17 protein-coding genes are annotated in these 21,465 nt (G+C 38.4%); 5 read left to right on the top strand and 12 right to left on the bottom strand.

The annotated features are described in order from the left end of the window. Positions 1-50: 50 nt before the first annotated feature. From CXF74_RS03050 to CXF74_RS03040, 3 genes are all read right to left on the bottom strand, one after another. Complete coding sequence (locus CXF74_RS03050; RefSeq protein ID WP_232772420.1) at positions 51-611, bottom strand: TIGR04211 family SH3 domain-containing protein; 561 nt, start codon at positions 609-611, stop codon at positions 51-53. A gap of 173 nt (positions 612-784) precedes the next feature. After that, the gene (locus tag CXF74_RS03045) at positions 785-2,050 is read right to left on the bottom strand and encodes an inorganic phosphate transporter (RefSeq protein WP_101080923.1); all 1,266 of its coding nucleotides are present in this window, start codon (positions 2,048-2,050) and stop codon (positions 785-787) included. Between the two features lie 19 nt (positions 2,051-2,069). Then, positions 2,070-2,750, bottom strand: a complete 681-nt coding sequence (locus CXF74_RS03040) for a TIGR00153 family protein (protein WP_101080922.1) — start codon at positions 2,748-2,750, stop codon at positions 2,070-2,072. Between the two features lie 158 nt (positions 2,751-2,908). Here CXF74_RS03040 and CXF74_RS03035 point away from each other — a divergent pair, with 158 nt between their 5' ends. Both CXF74_RS03035 and CXF74_RS22390 read left to right on the top strand, forming a co-directional pair. Further along, a complete protein-coding gene (locus CXF74_RS03035; RefSeq protein ID WP_101080921.1) occupies positions 2,909-4,417 on the top strand; it encodes a CYTH and CHAD domain-containing protein in 1,509 nt (502 codons plus the stop codon). A 206-nt stretch (positions 4,418-4,623) separates the two neighbouring features. After that, complete coding sequence (locus CXF74_RS22390) at positions 4,624-5,787, top strand: methyl-accepting chemotaxis protein (protein ID WP_232772419.1); 1,164 nt, start codon at positions 4,624-4,626, stop codon at positions 5,785-5,787. A gap of 465 nt (positions 5,788-6,252) precedes the next feature. Here CXF74_RS22390 and CXF74_RS03025 read toward each other — a convergent pair whose 3' ends face one another. The 6 genes from CXF74_RS03025 to nudF all read right to left on the bottom strand — a co-directional run bounded on the left by CXF74_RS03025 (position 6,253) and on the right by nudF (position 13,968). Continuing rightward, positions 6,253-8,139 carry a methyl-accepting chemotaxis protein gene (locus CXF74_RS03025; RefSeq protein WP_101080920.1) on the bottom strand — a complete coding sequence of 629 codons (1,887 nt, stop codon included), beginning with the start codon at positions 8,137-8,139 and terminating at the stop codon, positions 6,253-6,255. A gap of 225 nt (positions 8,140-8,364) precedes the next feature. After that, the gene (locus CXF74_RS03020; protein WP_101080919.1) at positions 8,365-9,615 is read right to left on the bottom strand and encodes a leucine-rich repeat-containing protein kinase family protein; all 1,251 of its coding nucleotides are present in this window, start codon (positions 9,613-9,615) and stop codon (positions 8,365-8,367) included. Between the two features lie 194 nt (positions 9,616-9,809). Beyond that, the gene (gene parE, locus CXF74_RS03015) at positions 9,810-11,699 is read right to left on the bottom strand and encodes a DNA topoisomerase IV subunit B (RefSeq protein ID WP_101080918.1); all 1,890 of its coding nucleotides are present in this window, start codon (positions 11,697-11,699) and stop codon (positions 9,810-9,812) included. Between the two features lie 50 nt (positions 11,700-11,749). Next, on the bottom strand, positions 11,750-12,322 hold the full coding sequence (locus CXF74_RS03010; protein ID WP_101080917.1) for a YqiA/YcfP family alpha/beta fold hydrolase: 573 nt from the start codon (positions 12,320-12,322) through the stop codon (positions 11,750-11,752). Further along, positions 12,322-13,146, bottom strand: a complete 825-nt coding sequence (cpdA, locus tag CXF74_RS03005; RefSeq protein ID WP_101080916.1) for a 3',5'-cyclic-AMP phosphodiesterase — start codon at positions 13,144-13,146, stop codon at positions 12,322-12,324. Before cpdA ends, CXF74_RS03010 begins: the two co-directional genes overlap by 1 nt. A 186-nt stretch (positions 13,147-13,332) precedes the next feature. After that, the gene (gene nudF / locus CXF74_RS03000) at positions 13,333-13,968 is read right to left on the bottom strand and encodes an ADP-ribose diphosphatase (protein ID WP_101080915.1); all 636 of its coding nucleotides are present in this window, start codon (positions 13,966-13,968) and stop codon (positions 13,333-13,335) included. Positions 13,969-14,083: 115 nt separating this feature from the next. Between nudF and tolC the strand changes: the two genes are divergently transcribed. Next, complete coding sequence (gene tolC / locus CXF74_RS02995) at positions 14,084-15,430, top strand: outer membrane channel protein TolC (protein ID WP_157822317.1); 1,347 nt, start codon at positions 14,084-14,086, stop codon at positions 15,428-15,430. A 471-nt stretch (positions 15,431-15,901) separates the two neighbouring features. Further along, complete coding sequence (locus tag CXF74_RS02990) at positions 15,902-17,074, top strand: M12 family metallopeptidase (protein ID WP_101080913.1); 1,173 nt, start codon at positions 15,902-15,904, stop codon at positions 17,072-17,074. A gap of 74 nt (positions 17,075-17,148) precedes the next feature. Here the strand turns inward: CXF74_RS02990 and hldE are convergent, their stop codons facing one another. Further along, entirely contained in the window at positions 17,149-18,579 is a 1,431-nt protein-coding gene (gene hldE, locus CXF74_RS02985; RefSeq protein WP_101080912.1) for a bifunctional D-glycero-beta-D-manno-heptose-7-phosphate kinase/D-glycero-beta-D-manno-heptose 1-phosphate adenylyltransferase HldE, read from the bottom strand. A gap of 158 nt (positions 18,580-18,737) precedes the next feature. On the opposite strand from hldE, the gene CXF74_RS02980 reads away from it, so the two are divergent. After that, a complete protein-coding gene (locus tag CXF74_RS02980) occupies positions 18,738-20,666 on the top strand; it encodes an ATP-binding protein (RefSeq protein ID WP_232772418.1) in 1,929 nt (642 codons plus the stop codon). Here the strand turns inward: CXF74_RS02980 and CXF74_RS02975 are convergent. Then, positions 20,644-21,012 carry a YbaN family protein gene (locus tag CXF74_RS02975; protein WP_101080911.1) on the bottom strand — a complete coding sequence of 123 codons (369 nt, stop codon included), beginning with the start codon at positions 21,010-21,012 and terminating at the stop codon, positions 20,644-20,646. The two genes, CXF74_RS02980 and CXF74_RS02975, sit on opposite strands and share 23 nt — an antisense overlap. A gap of 92 nt (positions 21,013-21,104) precedes the next feature. Next, complete coding sequence (gene rplS, locus CXF74_RS02970) at positions 21,105-21,461, bottom strand: 50S ribosomal protein L19 (protein ID WP_101080910.1); 357 nt, start codon at positions 21,459-21,461, stop codon at positions 21,105-21,107. Between the last annotated feature and the right edge of the window lie 4 nt (positions 21,462-21,465).

The raw sequence follows: 21,465 nt of genomic DNA, 5'->3' as shown, positions 1-21,465 counted from the left end.
ATAGCTGATAGCTGATAGCTGTCAGCTAATCACTGACAGCTATGTTTCTCTTACCAGTTATTCGTACGCTTTTTACGACGTGGAAGAAACGGAATAACAAGACCAATCAGTAAACCCAAAAACAATACACCGCCGCCGTTTAGCAACCATTGCATTTGTACACGATCATCTTTTGTATCTTGTAAAAGATCTAATTCTAAATTACGTGCTTTAACATCTAAAACCTGTTGTTGTAATAATGACTTTTCCAGCTCTAAATTTTCTACTAGCACAATTTGATCTTGAAAAAGTTGCTCTTTATCAGCCAAACTTTTACGGTTTTCTGATGCAATGTTCTTTAACTTATCCTGCGACGCTTTTAATTCTTTCTGTACGGTAGGCAGTAAGTTTTTTGCTGGCAGTGTTTTTTGTAGTTCTGCTAATTTCATCCAACCAATTTTTCCTGCCGATGATTTAATCTGCATAAATTTGGTTTTTTTATCGTACTTTAGCGTATTCACTTGAGTACCCACTTTAAGTGTTCCAATAATGCGATAGTCTAAACCAGGACCTGAATGCAGATATACAAATACATCATCACTGATATAACGCGTTTCAGAAAAACTATTCATTGAAAACGTTAAAAGAAGCATTGTAAGTAGTGTGTTAATTATTTTCAAAAGAGCTCACCTGTCACCAATAATAAAATAAGCGGTTAGTTTAAAGCAATTATCTCGAAGAAAAAGCCCTAATAACAAAAAAGAGAGCCGAAGCTCTCTTTTGATTTTAGTTATTTAGAAAATAATTAGCTAAATATACCTTTTAAGATGTAGAAGAACACAATCGATAGACCTGCACCAATAGGTAATGTAACTACCCAAGAGATAACGATATTGCGTACTACACCTAAGTTCAATGCAGCGATACCACGCGCCATACCGACACCTAAAACAGCACCAACAAGCGTTTGTGTTGTAGAGATAGGTAAACCTGTTCCTGATGCAATAACAACCGTTGAAGCGGCCGCTAGCTCTGCAGCAAAACCACGACTTGGTGTTAAATGCGTAATACCCGTGCCAATCGTCGCCATTACGCGCTTACCGAAGATAGCAAGACCTAATACGATACCAATACCACCGAGTGGTAAAATCCACCATGCAATTGCCGCTTTATCAACGATTTCACCGTTATGACCAACAATACTAACCACTGCAGCTAGTGGACCAATCGCATTAGCAACGTCATTTGAACCATGGGCAAATGCCATTGCACAGGCAGTAACAATCATTAACACCGCAAATATTTTCTCTACATTTGCAAAGTGCATTTTTTTATCCGCTTGTGGATCAATCTTAACGCGACTTACAAAAAATTTACCTACAACCGCAACGATGAGACCGGCGATGGTAGCTAATGCAAACGCTTCAGCCGTTGAAAAGTGTAAACCAACGTGTTTCAGACCCTTAACAATCGTCACTAATGACAACATGAAACCCGCTAAAAACATGTAAATAGGCACATAACGTTTAGCATTTTTAATCGGGTCACTAGTATTAAAAATAAGTTTTTGTGAACTCATAAATATAAAGTAAGCAATAATACCCGAGATAAGCGGGGTAATAACCCAGCTACCCACGATACCTAAGACTTTTGACCAAGTGACACTATCCATGCCAACACCAACGGCAGAGAAGCCCACAATAGCGCCAACAATAGAATGCGTCGTTGATACAGGCCAACCGTAATAAGACGCTATAATTAGCCATGTACCCGCAGCTAATAGCGCGGCCGTCATACCAAATACCAATAGCTCAGGTTGTTCAATATAAAAACTTGCATCAATGATGCCTTTACGAATAGTTGAAGTTACTTCCCCCCCCGCTAAGTAAGCACCTGCAAATTCAAAGATCATCGCAATAATAATTGCTTGTTTAATGGTTAATGCTTTTGAGCCAACCGATGTTCCCATTGCATTAGCAACATCGTTTGCACCAATACCCCATGCCATTAAAAAACCAACTACGGCAGCAAAAATAACTAACGTTTCGCCGTGTACTGCTAAAATATCCATGTTTAACTCCTAGTGAATATTATGAACGCGCAAGAATGAGTTCAAGCTGTGTACCAATTAATTCTGAGTGATCAGCTAGTTGACCAACCCACTCTAAAATTTGATAAAGAAACATCACATCCACGGGATTATAATGTTGCTCAATCGCTAATAAATTACGACGTAAACGAATTTGTAAAGAATCCGTATCGTCTTCAATGCTTTCTAGTACTTCAATCATCTGAGTAACGATATCAACTTCACGCCCTTTAAAGCCAGTTTCGAGTAACTCATCTAACTCATTGATTGCTTTACGTGCTTGTTTTACCGCATCAACACTACGGTCAACATACGCGATAAAATCAGTAAATATTTCTTTTGGTATTTGTAACTGACGTCCATAAATACGACCAGCAATGTCTTTTGCCGTGTTAGCAATTTTATCTTGACGATTAACCAGCTCAAGCAAATCACTGCGATCAATCGGCATGAACAAACCTCTAGGCAGCGTTAAACGTAATTCACGTTTAAGCTCATCGGCTTCTTTTTCTAATGTAGAAATTTGTTTACGAATTCTTTCTGCTTCAACCCAATCAGGTTTTGCACTAGCATGAAAAAATGAAACTAATAACTCACTGCAAGCAGTAACTTTATCGATATGCATCTGAATCGGTTTAATTGGAGATTTAGCAAAAACCCCAAATATTGAATTAACTGGCATAATTTACCTTTTTATTTAAATGATCAAATTGAACAACAAATATGCGGCGCATGTTATCTTTCTTTTCAACACAATTGAACCTGAATTTAGTATAATTCACAAAATTATTACGTATTAATTGTTTAAATTCCCCAGCATATAGGTTTAGCAAAGAAATTATGGAAGTAGAAATAGAGTTAAAGTTCATTTTTAATGCAACGTTTGCCGCTGATTTATACAACACATTAAGTAATTTTCACTGTATTTCCCATAAAACACAGTTTTTACACAACGTGTATTTTGATACAGCAGAACGCCGTTTGCGTCAATTTGACATGGGATTACGTGTTCGCACCATTGACGAAAAGTCAGTACAAACCATTAAAACGGCCGGTCGCGTGATTGGTGGATTACACCAACGCCCAGAATATAATGAGCCAATTGAAGGGTTACGCCCCAAATTAGCACGCTTTAATAATAAGATTTGGCCTGAAAACTGTGATATTCAGGCATTGGAACAGTCACTGACACCTATTTTTAGTACCGATTTTGAACGCCAAACGTGGTTAATTGAAATCGCCGATGGCACATTAATTGAAGTCGCTTATGACACAGGGTTTATTGAAACGAACAAAGGTAAAATGCCAATTTGTGAAGTCGAGCTAGAGCTTGTAAAAGGCGATGAGAAGCAATTATTCACTTTAGGCCATGAAATAGCACAAATACCCGATGTACGCCTTGGTAATGTCAGTAAAGCACAACGCGGCTATATGCTCGCCGATAATGCCACCTTCCAAATTAAGCCACTTAGCCACTCTAGCGTGAGCGAGAATGACTCAATTCAGCAAGCTTTATTAATTAATATGCAACATGGTTTAAAACAGCTTCAGTACCATGAAAATTGTTATATCGAAAATAAACAGATAGAGGCACTACAGGAATTATTAAAGGGCGTTAAGTTTTTACATCAAAACATTATTATCTTTAAAAATGAGCTTCCAGGACTCAACAAAGCCCCTTGGATTGAAGATTTACATTGGTTAGCACGTTCGTTCTCATGGTTAGATGAACATTTCACTCAAGCGCGTTTATTAGAAGATAAAGCCTATTATTTACGAAAACTACCCAAGTATAAAAGCATTGTTAGCACATTAAAAGAACAGCAAAATGCGTTGCCGGATAGCGCATCAATTAGCGCGTTATTGACGTCTAACCGATACTGTCAATTTGTATTGTCGTTTACTCAATGGTTAATTTTAATAGAAAAAAACACCTTTTCAGGTAAAAAAAGCACCAGTATCAGCACATTTTCAAGTGACTATTTGAATAAAGCATGGGGACAACTCAGTCTCTCACTGAAAAATAGTGATACCTTCACGGCACAACAGTTTCTTGCCTCTCAAGGTATGTTAGAAAGTAACTTATTAATCGGCTTAAGCTTAGGTAATGTTTTTCCAGAAAAAAAACGTGATCAATTTCATTCACATTGGGCTGATATAAAACAAGGCTTAAACGAATTTTCTATGATTAACTTAATTAACGAAATTGCTCTCGATGAAACAGATAGTGCATTGCAATACGACTATTTAAAATGGGTTAAACGCAAAGAAAAATCACTACTCAGCGCTTTACTGCAATCAAAACAACAAGCGTTGTTGAAGGCCGTTTATTGGCGTACAGAGGGCTAATCACCACACGACAATTTAGTGATGAAAATATCACATACAAACTAACTTCACAGTTCTGTTTTATATTGTGAAATTAGCGACATATAGTAGTAAATAAATGTAAAATTTAGTTACTACTATTTCAATTTATTTTCAATTTATTCGCCAGCTAAATATAATAATAACTAACTGCGAATAAACACTTTTTAATTCACGTGGGTATTTACATGTCTCAATCAAAATTAACAAATTTAGCGCAAAAAATATCGCAACTATCAGCTAATAGCAAAGTAACTCTTTTAGTTGTTTTGGGTGCATTACTTTTCCTCATTCACAGTAGCTTTAGTAAAAGCAGTGACAATCTTTGGTTAAACATTCTCTTTTTAGGTGGTTTTAGCATTATTTTATACCTCGGTGCTTTTTTACAGAAAAAGCATTTACACAATACCAATACACAGGTGTCTCAAGCAATTTCCGAAAATACACTTGCGGATTACGCACAAAAATTGACTAACAGCGAAGTGAACGCAACATTACATTTGTTATGCGAGCAAGCGTCCCTTGCGCAGCAAAAAACAGCAAGCCAAGAGCAAGAAGTAAAAGAGCTAACTGAAGTGTCTGAGCATTTAGGCATTTGTATGGAGATAATTAATGATGCCATACAGGAAGAGTTTGGGCAGATTGAACAACTTGCAACAGCAATGAATCAAATGACAGCCACCGTTAAAGAAGTTGCTAGTAATGCGGGTAGCGCATCAGCCTCAACAACAGAAGCTTCAGATGTTGCACAGGAAGGTAGCCAATTTGTTGATGCAACAATTAAAACCATTAACTCCTTATCAACGAACATAGGTGCATCAGCCGATGCGGTTAATAATGTTGAATTAAAAGTAGAAGGTATCGGTAGCGTTGTTGATACTATTCGCAGTATTTCAGAGCAAACAAATCTACTCGCACTTAATGCTGCGATTGAAGCGGCAAGAGCCGGTGAAGCAGGTCGTGGTTTTGCCGTGGTAGCGGATGAAGTCCGTAATCTTGCTAAGCGTACTCAGGATGCCACCGTTGAAATACAAGGTATGATTGAGCAACTACAAAAAAGTGCGCAAGAAGCGGTAAGCTTAATGGGAAAAAGTGTTAATGAAGCAGATATTGGGGTGGATCAAGTAACTCAAGCTGGTACTAAGCTCGCGGGTATTGTTGAAAAGGTAGCGCATATTTCTGATATGAACTACCAGATAGCATCAGCAGCAGAAGAGCAAACAACCGTTGCAGCCGATATCAATGAAAACCTAGAATTAGTGAAAGAAGTCGTTGAAGGCTCTGTCACCGTTCTACAGGAAGTGACTGAAATGGCTGAAACAATCAGTGGTCATGCAAAAGCACTCGCTTAACTCCCCCATTTTCCCACCAAAAAACGGCTCATAGAGCCGTTTTTTTATTTTTGGCACTTTTATCTAGTTACTAACAACGTAAGCTTACACTGCACTTAATTTGTCGATTCCACTCTCTTTATTATACCGACCTATAAATCCGCAGCATGAGCGGATACCATTCGCTATAAACCTGTTTGAAAGCCCCCTCCCTCGCCATAACAAGAAGGCGTTCTTATGCCCGGTGTTTTTCAAGACAGTTGGCACTAATTAGTTTAACGCCCTAAATTTACGACGAAAAAGTGGAATTTAGTGTTGTGATAACATTAGTAATAGGCTATGGCAGTACGATAAATGAATTTATTAATCACAAAGAGAAAAGCGCTAAAGGGGTAGGGTATAGGTATAAATATAGGGTTAGGAACTAGACAATAAAAAGCCATTATTAAACTAATAATGGCTTTTTGAGGGTATTGTTATTGCAGACTAGATAATAAACTTATTAATTTCTTTATTAATATTCTCACCAATACCAGACAGTTGCTGACTCGTGCTGACCGTTTGATTAGCACCTTCATAGGTTCTTTCCGTTGAGTCTGAAATATTAGTCACGTTACGCGCTATTTCTTCGGTAACATTAGTCTGCTCTTCAGAGGCAGTCGCAATCTGTAGATTCATATCTGAAATACGTGAAACCGATTCTGATATTTTTCCTAATGAAGCGCCCGCTTCTCCTGCTTTTTGTACACTAACATCACTGGTTGTTCGGCTTTTCTTCATTGATTCAACCGCGCGATGTGCACCATTTTGTAAGCTTTCAATTTTTGCATTGATGACTTTAGTACTTTCTTGGGTTTTACCCGCTAAGCTTCTTACTTCATCGGCAACGACTGCAAAACCACGACCCTGCTCTCCCGCTCGAGCAGCTTCTATTGCCGCATTTAACGCTAATAAGTTAGTTTGATCCGCAATGCCTCGAATAACGTCTAAAACAGTACTAATGCCGGCAACTTCAACTTCTAAGTCGGCAATATCTTTTTCTGCTGAAGTGAGATTGTCTGCTAACCCTTGGATAGAAGAAATTGCCTCTTCCACCACTTGATTTATCACTAAGCCTTCTTCGTCAGCATCATGAGCAGCAGCGGCAGCGCCCTGTGCATTGAGTGCAATCTCCGCGGCAGCCGCAGACATTTCAGCAACAGCCGTTGCAACTTGTTCTGTTTCTTGTCGTTGCTGCCCCATTTCATGTTTACTTTGCTCTGAAATATCATTCATTTGCTGTGCAATAATCGTCATATCATCAGACTGCACTTTAAAGTCTTGCATCATCAAGTGAATATTTTCTACAAAGCGATTAAAGTGTTTAGCGAGCTCACCTAATTCGTCTTTTGTAGTAACCTGTAAACGCTGTGTTAAATCAGCATCACCTTCCGCAATGTCTTGCATCGCTACCTTTAACTCTCTTAACGGTTTTGTTAAACGGCTTAATAAAAGGCTTAATAAAATAATGGTCATAATAACTGCAACAGGCGTTAATATTAACGAACCATTACGGATATCATCCATTGATGAAAACGCTTTATTTTCATCAACTTCAACAGCTAAATACCAATCAAGTGAGGGCACACCCTTTATTGCATAATAACCCACAAGGTAGTCTTTGCCTGCGCGCTGCTTCTTCACTAATTTTGACTGCAATTTAATATCATGTTCAGGGTAGATATCTCTGAGGTTTTTCCCATACATGTTGCTGTCATTGTGAACTAGTATCTGACCTTCTTTCGAGACTAAGAACACTTGCCCTGTATTTGAAAAATTAACCAGTTTTAACATTTCAGAAATATAATTTAATGAAATGTCGCCAGCGCTTACACCCGTAAATTGACCATTATTTTTAATCGGTGCTAAAGCAGAAATCACTAGGCCACCAGTAGTGACATCAATATAAGGTTCAGTGAAAGAACCCTGCCCTAATTTTTTAGCCGCAATATACCAAGGACGAATACGCGGATCATAATCGGCGGGAAGCAGTGCCTTAGGATCATCCATCACCATATCCGCTTGCTCACTCGCAACATAAACAGAAATGAATTCATTAGATTTTTGGACAATAGAAAGCAGTGAACGATCCATGTCCGTCGAAATCCCCTCTGTCACATTCGCAACAGACTGAATCGCCAATAATTTCCCATTTAACCAGTTAGCAATATTAATAGATGCTGTATTAGAGGTTTCCTGTAAATTACTTTGTAGGTTTTCCTGAGTATTTTGTTTTACGATCTCATAATTTACAATCGACAAAATAATCAAACCTATTGTGATTATCACAGCAGAAGCGACTGTTATTTTTTGAGAAAAACTTAAATTGGCCATCTTATTCCCTATTAGATTTATTTTGAATTTTTGATAGATAAACTATAGAAGAAATTTACAAACTAACTTCATTAAATTGCTGTTTAATAAAGGTTATTATTAGAATTAAGTAGAATAACCACGTTTAGCTTGTTTTTTCGTCTTAAAAGGCAAAAAAAAACACTTACATACCGGCTAGTTAGCCATTATGTAAGTGTTAATAGGAACCTATTAAAAGCGTGTTAGTTAATTAATATTCTTTTCAGTGATGCTTTCTAAAGATAAATAAACTTCACTTTCTCTATCTTTCTTGGCACAAATAGATAATAAATCATCAATAAAATGCTGCAGTGCGCGGTATTCAATTTGTTTCACTTTTTGCTGTTGAGTGGCTGTCAACATGTGATACATAGTGGCAGCACCAAAATCACCAAAAATAATATTAGCCTGCTCATCCAGCAAAGTATTATGCGCATATAGGTCACCGTGGCACACTTGATTAGAATGTAAGTGTTCAAACACCGCTTGCATCTGTTTTACTATTTTATCAATGTGATCAATCGACAAAGAAAATTCAGCAGGGAAGGTATCGCGGGTGCAACTTTGTAAACTAGGAGGCAGGCCTAAATTTTTATAGTGAGCAGGGATTAGATCCATAATCAAAGCAAGTTCACCTGTAGTTTCAACCTGAGCTAAAGATTGTACTAGATTTTCATGATTACCCACTTTCAAACAAGCCTGTAATTCATCTTGTGGATAACCATCACTTGTCACTTCCCCTTTAAATACTTTAACAGCAATATCCTCAGGGAATTGAGATTGTGGCGCATTCCAACTTGCTTGATAAATAACACCTGATGCCCCCTGTCCCAACACATTCTTTAAGCTGTAACTTGAGGTTTCAATGCTGGGTACCGACTTGATTTTTACCTCTGACTGACAAAATGGATTACCTGCAAAGGCAAGCCAAGCAAGTCGAGGCAGATTTAATAACGACTCAGGGCACTCAGTTAACTGGTTAGCGGAGATTCGCACAAGCTCAAGGTTAACTAATTGAGAAATCGTAGTGGGCAATGTTGTTAAGCAGTTACCTGCTAAGGCTAATTTTTGTAAGCGAGGGCGCTGCCCTAAACTCTCAGGCAATGTTGTAATTTTATTATCGGTTAAAATTAACCAACGTAATTTTTTAGGCAACGAAGTGGCTGGCACTTCCTTTATTTGATTAGACTTGAAACCAACCATCTCTAAGTTTTCACATTCACCGAGCACTGCAGGTAGTGTTTCAAAGCGGTTATTTGAGGCAAAGATTATTTTCAATTTATGTAACTGCGTGATCTCGCTAGGCAGTGTAGAAAGCAGGTTATTAGACAGATCAAGTGTTTCGAGACTGTCAGCTAATGTCAAAATAGCCAGAGGGAATTCTGTGAGGTTTTCAGAAAGAGAAAGACGCTTGATACCCGCTAATTCGCCAGCATTTAATTGAGATAGAGTGTGCAAGATAGAAAACCTTTTAATCATTCATTAAAAAATTGACCAGTTTAAAGGGATCGATAGTAAGAAAACAGCATTTATTCCTGATTTAATAAAGCAGGGTCAAAAGGGGGAGTAGCGACTAACAAGAGGAGGTTTTACTGAAGAAGATGCAGGCAGCTTCTTCAATAGGTAAATAATGAAGATTTATCTCGTAGAGATTAATCCACTGATAACATATCACCGCTGCTTTCGAGCCAGTTTTTTCTATCTGACGCGCGTTTTTTAGCAAGCAACATATCCATCATCTCTAGCATTTTTTCAGAATCAACACTGGTTAATTGCACTAAACGGCGAGTGTTTGGGTCCATCGTTGTTTCACGAAGCTGATCAGGGTTCATTTCACCCAATCCTTTAAAGCGTTGCACACCTACTTTACCGCGTTTCTTCTCCGCTTCAATTCTATCTAAAATGCCTTCTTTCTCTGATTCATCTAATGCATAAAAAACTTCTTTACCGACATCAATACGGTACAAAGGAGGCATGGCAACATAGAAATGCCCTGCATCTACAACCGCACGGAAATGTTGCACAAACAGCGCACAAATCAGTGTCGCGATATGTAGACCATCGGAATCGGCATCGGCAAGAATACATATTTTCCCGTAACGTAATCCGGACAAATCAGAAGAAGCTGGATCGATACCAATCGCAATAGAGATATTATGTATCTCTTCTGAGTTTAAAATAGTATCTGACTCATCTTCCCAAGTATTTTTAATCTTGCCTCGTAGCGGTAAAATAGCTTGAAATTCACGATCACGCGCTTGTTTTGCAGAACCGCCCGCAGAATCACCTTCCACTAAAAACAGCTCTCCACGCTCAGGATCTTGCCCTGAACAATCGGTTAATTTCCCAGGTAATGCAGGCCCTTGAGTAATTTTTTTACGTGCAACTTTTTTACTTTTACGCGTACGTGTTTGTGCATTACTAATACAAAACTCAGCTAATACTTCCGCTTCATTTACATTAGCATTAAGCCAAAGACTAAATGCATCTTTTACCACACCCGAAACAAAAGCAGCACACTGACGAGAAGATAAACGTTCTTTGGTTTGCCCTGCAAACTGTGGCTCTTTAATTTTTACAGAAAGAATATAAGCACACTTTTCCCAGATATCTTCTGGGCTAATTTTAATACCACGAGGCAGTAAATTACGAATATCACAAAACTCACGCATCGCATCGAGCAGGCCTTGTCTAAAACCGTTAACGTGTGTGCCACCTTGTGAAGTAGGAATCAGGTTTACATAACTCTCGGAAATAGAGTCGCCACCTTCAGGCAACCAAACAACGGCCCAATCAGCTGTTTCTCTGTTTGCAGTAAACTTTCCAATAAAGGGTGTGGCGGGTAATAATTCGTTTTCAGAAACAGCTTCAAGCAGATAGTCATTCAAACCATCCTGATAACACCATTCATAACTGTTTTTATTAACGCGATCTTTAAACTTAATGCTTAAACCTGGGCATAAAACCGCTTTTGCTTTAAGTAAATGTAACAAACGAGAGACTGAGAATTTAAAACTATCGAAGTATTTAGGATCTGGTCGAAAGTGAACACTGGTACCCGTATTGCGTTGGCCACACGTGCCTGTTTCACTTAGTTCTTCAGCTTTATCACCATTTTCAAAGGCAATATGAAAAACTTTTGCATCACGGCGAATACTGACATCAACACGGGTTGATAAAGCATTAACAACAGAGATACCTACACCGTGTAAACCACCTGATATTTCATAGTTTTTACCTGAAAATTTACCACCCGCGTGTAACTTACAAAAAATAAGTTCGACACCGGATATTTTTTCTTCGGGATGAATATCAACTGGCATACCTCGGCCATCATCAATAACTTCTAAGGATTGATCTTCATGCAGAATAACTTGTATTGATGTGGCATGGCCTGCAAGTGCTTCATCGACTGAGTTGTCTATAACTTCTTGAGCAAGGTGATTAGGGCGATTTGTTTCTGTGTACATACCCGGGCGATGACGAACAGGGTCAAGTCCGTTTAAAACTTCAATGGAATCGGAATTGTATTGTTCGCTCATGATGCACCTTGTTAACGATTAGAAAGAAGCTAAATATAGTTTAAAGTAGCTTAAAAGAGGAATTTAATTATATCAGGAATAAAGCGTTCAAACCCAATAAAACTATGGTCTCCTTCTTTTTCACAGGTTATTTTACAGCCTTGGTATTTTGTTATTGCCTGCTGGTAATCTAAAACCTCATCACCTTGCTGTAATAGTACCCAGCTATTTTGTGGTCTATTGATGATTTTTACATCAAGCGCCTTTAACTGTGTCATAAAGTCTTCATTAATATAATAAGGCGTTTCTAAATACGGATGAACCTGTTCTCCCGCATACGCTTTTAATAATAAATAAGGGGTAACGGCAGGATTAACTAAAATAACTTTAGCTTTATAGGTTTCGGCAACCTGAGTAGCCAGGTATCCACCTAATGAACTACCAACAACAGCAATCTCATCATCTTTATATTGCTCAAAAATGGACGCTATCAATTGCCACATTTCACCGGGTAAACAAGGAAGCTGTGGGCAAACAAAGATTATTTCAGGGTGGTGTTTTGCTAGGAATGTCGCAAGTTGACGTGCTTTGAGGGACGCAGGAGAGCTATGAAAACCATGAAGTGATAATAAGACCTTTGCCATTAATAACCCGTTGCATCAGCATCCACTGGAAAAGCATCTTTATTAATACGCTCAACCACAGTTTCAATTTCACCCGAAGCTGTTAAGCGCAGGTAACGATAGCCCGGTGCAACGCTATCTAAGGAAAAATCATCGCTATTAGGTTTAAATTGTACGCAAGTAGAAGGGGTGGTAATAAATCGAACACCGTCTTTTAGCGTATCTATCGCTTGATGTACATGTCCAGAAAGCACTGCGGCCACATTGGAAAAGGGTTTTATAAGATCAAGGAAAGCATCATTATTTTTTAAAATATGCTGATCAAGCCATGCACTGCCCACCGGTAGAACATGATGATGGACACAAATTAATGTGTTTTTATTAGGATTTTCTATAAGTGTTTGTTGTAAAAACTCAAGTTGCAATGCACTCAATAAACCGTGTGGTACACCTTCAACTTGCGAATCTAATAAGATAACTTGCCAGTACTCACTTTCAATTACTTTAGTTTGTGCAAGACCCTCTGCTAATAAACTAGGTAACATAACAGACTGCATATCATGGTTGCCGGGTAACCAGTAACATGGCAGGTTTAACGTTTTGATGTGTTTACTAAAATCTGAATAGGACTGCGCGGAATGATCTTGAGAAAGATCACCCGTTGATAATACCGCTTGGCAATTTTTGTATTTACTTGCATGTTTAACAACAGCTTCAAAGCTTTGCACCGTTTTAATGCCAAGCAAGTCTTTTTCTCTATCAGCAAAAAGATGAGTGTCTGTTATCTGCAAAAAAGCTAAGTCGCCCTGCGCGTCTGCTTTTAATTGTACGGCTTTGCTGTTCATAGTACCTATTAATCTAAAAATAATTTATTCAGTAAAAAGTTAAAATGATTATAAATTAAACACGCTATTTATCATCATGCAAGTGAGAAATTTTACCATTTGTGCGCAGTTGAATATGAACTAATGGTAAAAAGTGTAGGTGATACCTCATTTCCTTTTACACTAAATTAACAAATGAATTTGTTTTTATAATTTCAAGCCTTTATTTTTATTTATTTGTAACCATAACAAGGCAATAACAGTGGCTGAGTTATTAATTTTCCCTTCCATGATCCACTGATAAGCAGTCTCTCTTGCCACGACATGCACACGGATATCTTCACCTTCTTCTTCTAAACCGTGTAATCCACCCGCCTGCTCACTATCAACTGAGCCAATATAAATATCGACATGTTCCGTTGAACCACCCGGACTTAACAAACAATTCATAATAAATTGTGTAGATTTCAGTGTTAAACCAGCTTCTTCTAACGCTTCTCGTTTAACCACCTCAACAGAAACTTCTCCCGCTTCAATAATGCCCGCGACAAGTTCAAATAACCAAGGAGACTGATCAGTTTCTATTGCGCCAAAGCGAAACTGCTCGATTAACACCACAGTATCGTTATTGATATCGTAGGGTAGGACGGCGGCTGCGTGTCCGCGTTCAAAAATTTCTCGTTGAATTTCAGGGCTCCAACCACCTGCGAATAATTTATGCTTTAGGGTATATTTATTACACTGGAAAAAACCTTTATATAAAGGCTGCTTATTTAAAATCGTTAAGTCTTCTTTTCCATAACTAACGGGTTCTGCTTGCCCCAAAAGTGAATGTTCGTTCATTATCTGCTAACCTCTCTGTTTATAGATATCCATTTGATTTTTTATAATACACTTTCACAAAATTATGGTAGCCTGCTTAAACCATAATAATGCATGCCTAATAGGAAACTTTGTAATGTTTAAACGACTCTCCATCGCTTCAATTGTTGCTTTAACTACTTTTAATTCAAGCGCAATTGCTGATTCTTTATTGCAAGTTTATCAAACAGCAAAAATTAAAGATCCCATTATTCTTAAAAGCAAAGCACAATACGACTTTTATTATGAAAAAATCAATGAAGCTGACGCGGCTTTGTTACCACAAGTTGGTTTTGGCTTAAATGCTGGTTATACACAGACAAGTGAAGATGATAACGGCAATGACTCAACAAACTCAAACTACGGCGCTAACCTTTCGTTAACACAATCGTTATACAATGGTGCATATTGGCAACAGGTTGATTTAGCTGAAAAGCAAGCGACTCAATACGCCACTATTTACGGTTATGCAGCACAAGACCTATTGTTCCGCGCTTCAAAAGCTTACTTTGATGTTTTACGTGCCGATGAAGCAGTAAAATCAGTTAAAGCCAATAAACGTGCAGTTGAACGTCAGCTTGAACAAACTAAACAACGTTTTGATGTAGGTTTAATTGCCATTACAGACGTACATGAAGCACAAGCTGAATATGACCGAACAAATGCAGATCTTATCTCTGCAGAAAACTCTTTGGCTAATAGCTACTACGTTTTACGTGAGTTAACGGGTGAAGATGTATTAAATATTTCTTACCTTAATACTGATACTTTTGACCCACAAGAAATTGATGGTGATGTAAAGTTTTGGCGTAATAAAGCACTAGAGCACAACTTACAATTACACGGTAAACGTATCTCTAAAGAGCTGGCTAAAATGCAAATCGATTTAGCAGAGACAGGCCATTCACCAACGCTTGATTTTACTGCAGGCATTGGTTACAACAACAGTGATTACGATATAGATGCTCGTGATACTGATATGAGTAATGGTACGATTGGCATTCAATTAAATGTGCCAATTTATACCGGTGGTGCAATCACATCACGTGTTAAACAAGCACAATACGGTTATGTAATGGCCAGTGAAGATCTAGTACAAACATTCCGTAGTACTGAAGCACAAATCAACAGTGGTTATAACAATGTTCGCGCATCACTTAGCTCGATTACCGCTTATGAGCAAACAGTGACTTCATCGAACAGTGCACTTGAAGCAACAGAAGCAGGCTTTGAAGTAGGTACACGTACTATCGTTGATGTATTAGATGCGACACGTAGTTTGTATGCATCTGAAAACCAACTTGCTAACGCACGTTACGATTACATTATTAACATGTTACAACTTAAGTATTCAGCAGGCACATTGTCTGAACAGGATATTATGGATGTATCTTCAGGCCTTATCGAGCAAGATCCGAAGGCTGATCCAGTAGAAAAGAAATAAAAAACTAACTTAATCTTTAAAGTTAAAATCAATAGCTAACTCCTTTTTTGGTGTTAGCTATTTTTTTGTCTATTTTTTATCTACCTCATTGTTGTTACTATTTTGTTAAAAATATATTAAAACATATTGAATTTACGGCTATTTTTTTGATCTACTTCAACTTTTAATTTTCAATCACCTGAGAGAATCACTTGTCAGTTACGATTAATTGACAATGGAAGTTACAATTAAATCTCTTAAGGATAAGATATGAAATACAAATTAAATAAAATAGTGTTAGCACTCGGTTTATTACCGTTTGCTGTAAATGCAACAACAGAAGAGTAAATTAATACTCAATACCAAAGCGTAAGCACGGAGCAAGCAACGGTATTAGGCGAGAACGAATTAGTTGATTACCAATTAAAGTCATTAGACGGCCAGGAAGTCGCTGTTTATGAGGGTGATATTATTCTTGGTGATCACCAAGAGATGCAAACAGAAGGTGTACCTTCTTTTGTCATTAGTGATTTTTCTAATGATGACTTTTCAGCAAAAGCATCATGGGGTGGTAAAACGACTTGGCCAAATGGTGTCGTACCTTACACATTCAAATCTAATGTACCAAGCAACGATAGAACGACCATTTTAAATGCCATGAAATGGCTTGAAAAAGCAGCAAAAGTAACGTTCGTAGAGCGCAGTAGCGAAGTGGGTTACATTGAAATTATACGTGGTGATGGCTGTTATTCACACGTCGGTCGTATAGGTTCAAAACAGCCTGTTTCAATCGGTCCAGGTTGTGGCACAACAGGTATTGTTGCTCATGAGTTTTTACATGCATTAGGTTTTTATCATGAACAATCACGCGCCGATCGCGATCAGCATGTGAATATTCATTGGAAAAATATCGAGGAGGGCAAGGAAAGTAACTTCAATAAAGGCGCAAGCGTAACTGCCTCTGTCGGTCCTTACGATGTTAAATCTATCATGCATTATAGCTCTCGTGCATTCAGTATTAATGGCCAAGCAACCATCACCTCGAACAACCCTAGTGTTCCAAGTTCAGCACTTGGTCAACGTTCAAAACTGACTGACCTTGATATTACAGCACTGCAACAGGTTTACGGCACACCCACTGGTACAACACCACCAAAACCAGATCCGATTGATGATGTTTTAGTCAATGGCAAAACAGTTTCAAGCAAAGGTAGCAAAGCAGAACAAGTTTTCTACACCATCAAAGTACCAGCAAGCAGCCGCTTAACGGTAAACATTCAAGGTGGTAGTGGTGATGCAGATCTCTACGTGAAGAAAGGCAGTAAACCATCAGCAACTAGCTATGATTGTCGTCCTTATAAAGATGGGAATAGTGAAAGTTGCCCAATTGAAAATGCAATGGGCACTTATCATATAATGCTTCAGGGTTATGCTGATTTTGCTAACGTACAACTGACTGCAAGTTACAGTACAACACCAACAACAGTGACTGTTCCACCAACAGGTTCTTGTAATGGCGCGTGGGATTCAGGAAAAATGTACAACACGGGTGATACAAGCACTATCGATGGAAAAACTTATCGTGCGAACTGGTGGACGAAAGGTCAATCCCCTTCAACAAACAGTGGTCAATGGCAGGTTTGGAGCTTTGTTTCTAACTGTTAGTCATTAATTAACAGCATAAAATAAGGGGCAAATTATCGCCCCTTTTTCACGTCTACTTAACTCAGATTCAATGATTAATGTTCGTTACGAATCGTTTTAATAATTTCAGTTGTAGAGCAGCCTTCTTCAAACTGAAGAACACGTACTTCACCACCATTCGCGATAACTTCGGCGCCACCGGCAATCTCTTCAACTTTGTAATCGCCACCTTTTACTAACATATCAGGTAAAATATTAGCGATTAAGCGCTGAGGGGTATCTTCAGTAAACTCAATCACCCAATCAACTGCGCCTAATCCAGCAAGTACCGCCATGCGGCGATCAACAGGATTTACAGGGCGACCAGCGCCTTTTAAGCCACGTACTGAAGCATCACTATTTACGGCAACAATTAAACGTTCACCCTGTTCACGCGCAGTATTAAGGTATGAAACATGTCCAGCATGCAAAATATCAAAACAGCCATTAGTCATCACCACTTTTTCACCACGATGCTGTGCTAGCTGCACTGCTACTTTTAACTGCTCTTCAGTTAACGCACCAAAACCAATCTCTTGTTGGCTATAAACTGCATTAGCCAGTTCAATGGTATTAACCGTTGAAGTACCAATTTTTCCAACAACAACACCAGCGGCAGCGTTTGCTAACGTACAGGCATCTTCAAAAGAACTGCCAGCAGCCAATGAGGTTGCTAACACAGAGATCACAGTGTCTCCGGCGCCCGTTACATCATAAACTTCTTGTGCTTGAGTCGGTAAGTGAAAAGCTTCAGCGCCTTCACGTACTAATGTCATACCGTGCTCGCTACGTGTTACTAATATAGCTTGTAGATCAAACTTTTTAACTAGCTTTAAAGCACGCTCAACCAATTGCTGATCTGTCTTACAATGGCCAACAACCGCTTCGAACTCTGAAAGATTTGGTGTTAACAATGTTGCACCACGATATTTTTCAAAGTCAGATCCTTTTGGATCAATTAATACTTTCACATTTTGTTTTTTAGCTAGCTGAATCATTTTCTGTACATCAGAAAGCGAGCCTTTATTATAATCAGAAAGAATAACAACGCTGTTTTCAGTGACCAAACCTGCTTGCATTTTTTCTAGAATAGGGGCGCTATCAACATCATGGAAGCTTTCTTCAAAGTCCAAACGTAAAAGCTGTTGATGACGACTTAACACACGTAATTTAGTGATTGTTGGAAAATCTTCTACAACAACAAAATCAGTCGTTACATGTACCGATTCAAGGCCTTTTGCTAACGTGCGTGCAGGTTCATCATTACCCACTAAGCCAATTAAATGCGCTTTAGCACCTAAAGCAGCAACATTTAAAGCAACATTGGCTGCGCCACCAGGGCGATCTTCAATTTGTTCAACTTTAACAATAGGCACCGGGGCTTCTGGAGAGATACGTCCCGTTGGACCATGCCAGTACCGATCTAACATAACATCGCCAATAACTAATACTTGTGCTTTTTCATATTCAGGTAATGTTGTTTTCATATTATCTCTTTTATTGTTAAATATTGCTGACTGCTAAGGTTATCACATTTTTATTATTTAACGATGCACCTCATTGATAAAAATCATAAGAAATGAAGACAAGAGGTTACACAAAATAGCGACTTGCTATACTCACTTTTCTGCCTATTGGAGTATGAATGATGCTAACCATGTTATGCGTGGACAGTGATTTACAGCGTCTTGCACAAATCAAGCAAGATCTGCTTCCCTTAAGCGCAACACTGCAGCTTGTTGAAGCAACAACGCTCTATGAAGCACGTCAACTTATCGTACAAAATAGTGATACTTTTGCACTTATCTTATGCGCTCAATATTTATCTGATGGTGATGCGCTGTCTTTATTTACACATTCTCAATGCCAAATCATTCGAAAAATAGTTTACGCACAGGACCCTAGCACGCAACAATTAATGAACTGTATTAACCAAGGTAACATTGATTATTTCTTCCCCCTACCCTATCAAAAAAAGTCACTAACACAGTTAATAGAAACACAAATGAGTAACTATCGAATTACCCATCATCAACAAAAACCATTAGCAGAACACGCTCAATCAGCCCCCTTCAACGAAACAAGATTACTCAAGCCCACTGGATTTCAGGACAGGTTTCTTGATTATTCACTTTATAGCGATACAGAACTTTCTAATTTGGTTATTCAATCTTTGTATAAAATACTAGAAAACAATGACGAACATAATGTACGTCGTCGTTATCATGCGAATCATATTCTCACTCGAGAAGGGCAAAAAAATCGTTTTTTATGGTTTATTACCAAAGGAGAAGTTCTGCTTAAAAAACGCAATGCACAGGGAGAAACGCAAGACATCACCATAATGCAAGCAGGTAGTATGGTAGGAGGAATGTCCTTTTTAACCGAAGAAGTGGCATTCAGTACTGGCATCGCGCTGGTAGATACCGAGGTTTTAAAAGTTGATAATGCGATTTTCTCGCAAATAATGCACTCACACAGCGCTTTGTTAGCGCCATTTACCAACCTATTATTACGTAATTTCAATCGTCGCTTACAGCACAGTATATCGACAGAGCTTGCGCTACAAGATACCTTAAAGTCATTAGATGTAGCCCATCAACATCTAATTGAGAGTGAAAAAATGGCGGTTTTAGGGCAACTTGTCGCAGGAGTCGCACATGAACTCAATAACCCAGTTGCAGCTATTCTACGTGGCTCAGATACGCTTATTAGTTTAATAACAACTTTGCTCGGGCATGATAATAAAAGTGAATTTTCTCAGCTGGCGCAACAAACCTTACAACGAGGATTAACTGTTACGCCAATATCAACCTCTGAGGCAAGAAACCGCATTAAACACTTATTACCCTTAGTCGGTGACAAAAATATCGCCAAAAAATTGGTTAATATGCAACTTGATAAAGAGGATATTCCATTACAAATAGGTCACGACTTTTCGCAGACAGTTACCCTGTTAAGTCAATATCATCAGGCTGGCACTATTTTGCGCAATAGTAATGTATGCGCAACTCGTATTGCGAACTTAGTCAAAAGCCTAAAACATTATGCTGGGCAAGATAGTGCGACTTTCAGCGCGACTAATATTCATGAGGGCTTAGAAGAGACACTGGTTATTTTTGAAAATAAGCTTAAAAATTACCAAGTGATTAAAGAATACCAACAACTGCCACAGATAGAGTGCCACCCCATCGAACTTGAACAGGTTTGGACAAATATCATCGCCAATGCCATTGATGCAACGAAGGGCCAAGGCAAGTTAACTATATCGACCGTTTATTTACCCTATGAACACTCACCTAAGGTGCAAGTGATCATTGAGGATAATGGAGAAGGTATGACAAAAAACGTCTTAGAGAAGATATTTGAGCTTAATTACACCAGTAAACGTGAAGGTAACTTTGGCTTAGGCATTGGTTTAACTATTTGCTCACAAATTATAAAGCGGCACGCAGGAAGCATTGAGGTTGAATCGAAAATAAATGAATTTACCCGTTTTATCATCACCCTACCGGTGTTTAATGCGTATATTGAAAATGAACGTTCTGCGCTTATTTCTCATCAATTCGATTAATAAAGAATAATAAAACAAACATAATAGCGATTAACATTAACTGTAAATACATTCGATCCCCTAAGACAAAAACGGAAATAGCAAAACTTCCAACGACCAATAATATGATCTGCTTTTTTCGTTTTTTCTCTATTCTCTTATCAGACTCCCAATCAGCGAGTAAAGGGCCAATATAAGGGGTTGTTAATAATATATCGTGAAAGCGCTTAGAACTACGCGCAAAACACGCCAGCGCTAATATAAAGAAAGGAGTAGTGGGTAATAAAGGCAGTACGATGCCAATCACACCTAATAAAATACAAATAAAGGCAATACAGATTAATAGATAACGTTTTATATACTGCACTGTTAACTCCAAAAATTAAGCAAAAAAAAGCACTCCGAAGAGTGCTCTATCATACCAACTGAGTTGGTATTACTTACAATTAGATAAAAAGACTATTTCTTTTTACCAAGCTTCTCTTTAATACGAGCAGCCTTACCAGTAAGTTCACGTAAGTAGTAAAGTTTAGCTTGGCGAACCACACCACGACGTTTAACTTCAACGCTTCCTACAAGTGGGCTATGTGTTTGGAATACACGCTCAACACCTTCAGCATTCGACATTTTACGAACAGTGAAGTTTGAGTGTAAACCACGGTTACGCTTAGCGATAACAACACCTTCAAATGCTTGAAGACGCTCTTTTTCACCTTCTTTTACGCGAACACGTACAATAACAGTATCACCTTGCGCGAACGCTGGGATATCTGTACGTAACTGTTCATCGTTAATTGCTTGTATAATATTGCTCATTTTA

This window comes from Psychromonas sp. Urea-02u-13, from assembly GCF_002835995.1.
GTDB lineage: Bacteria > Pseudomonadota > Gammaproteobacteria > Enterobacterales > Psychromonadaceae > Psychromonas.
This window is presented reverse-complemented; position numbering and strand designations above follow the sequence as displayed.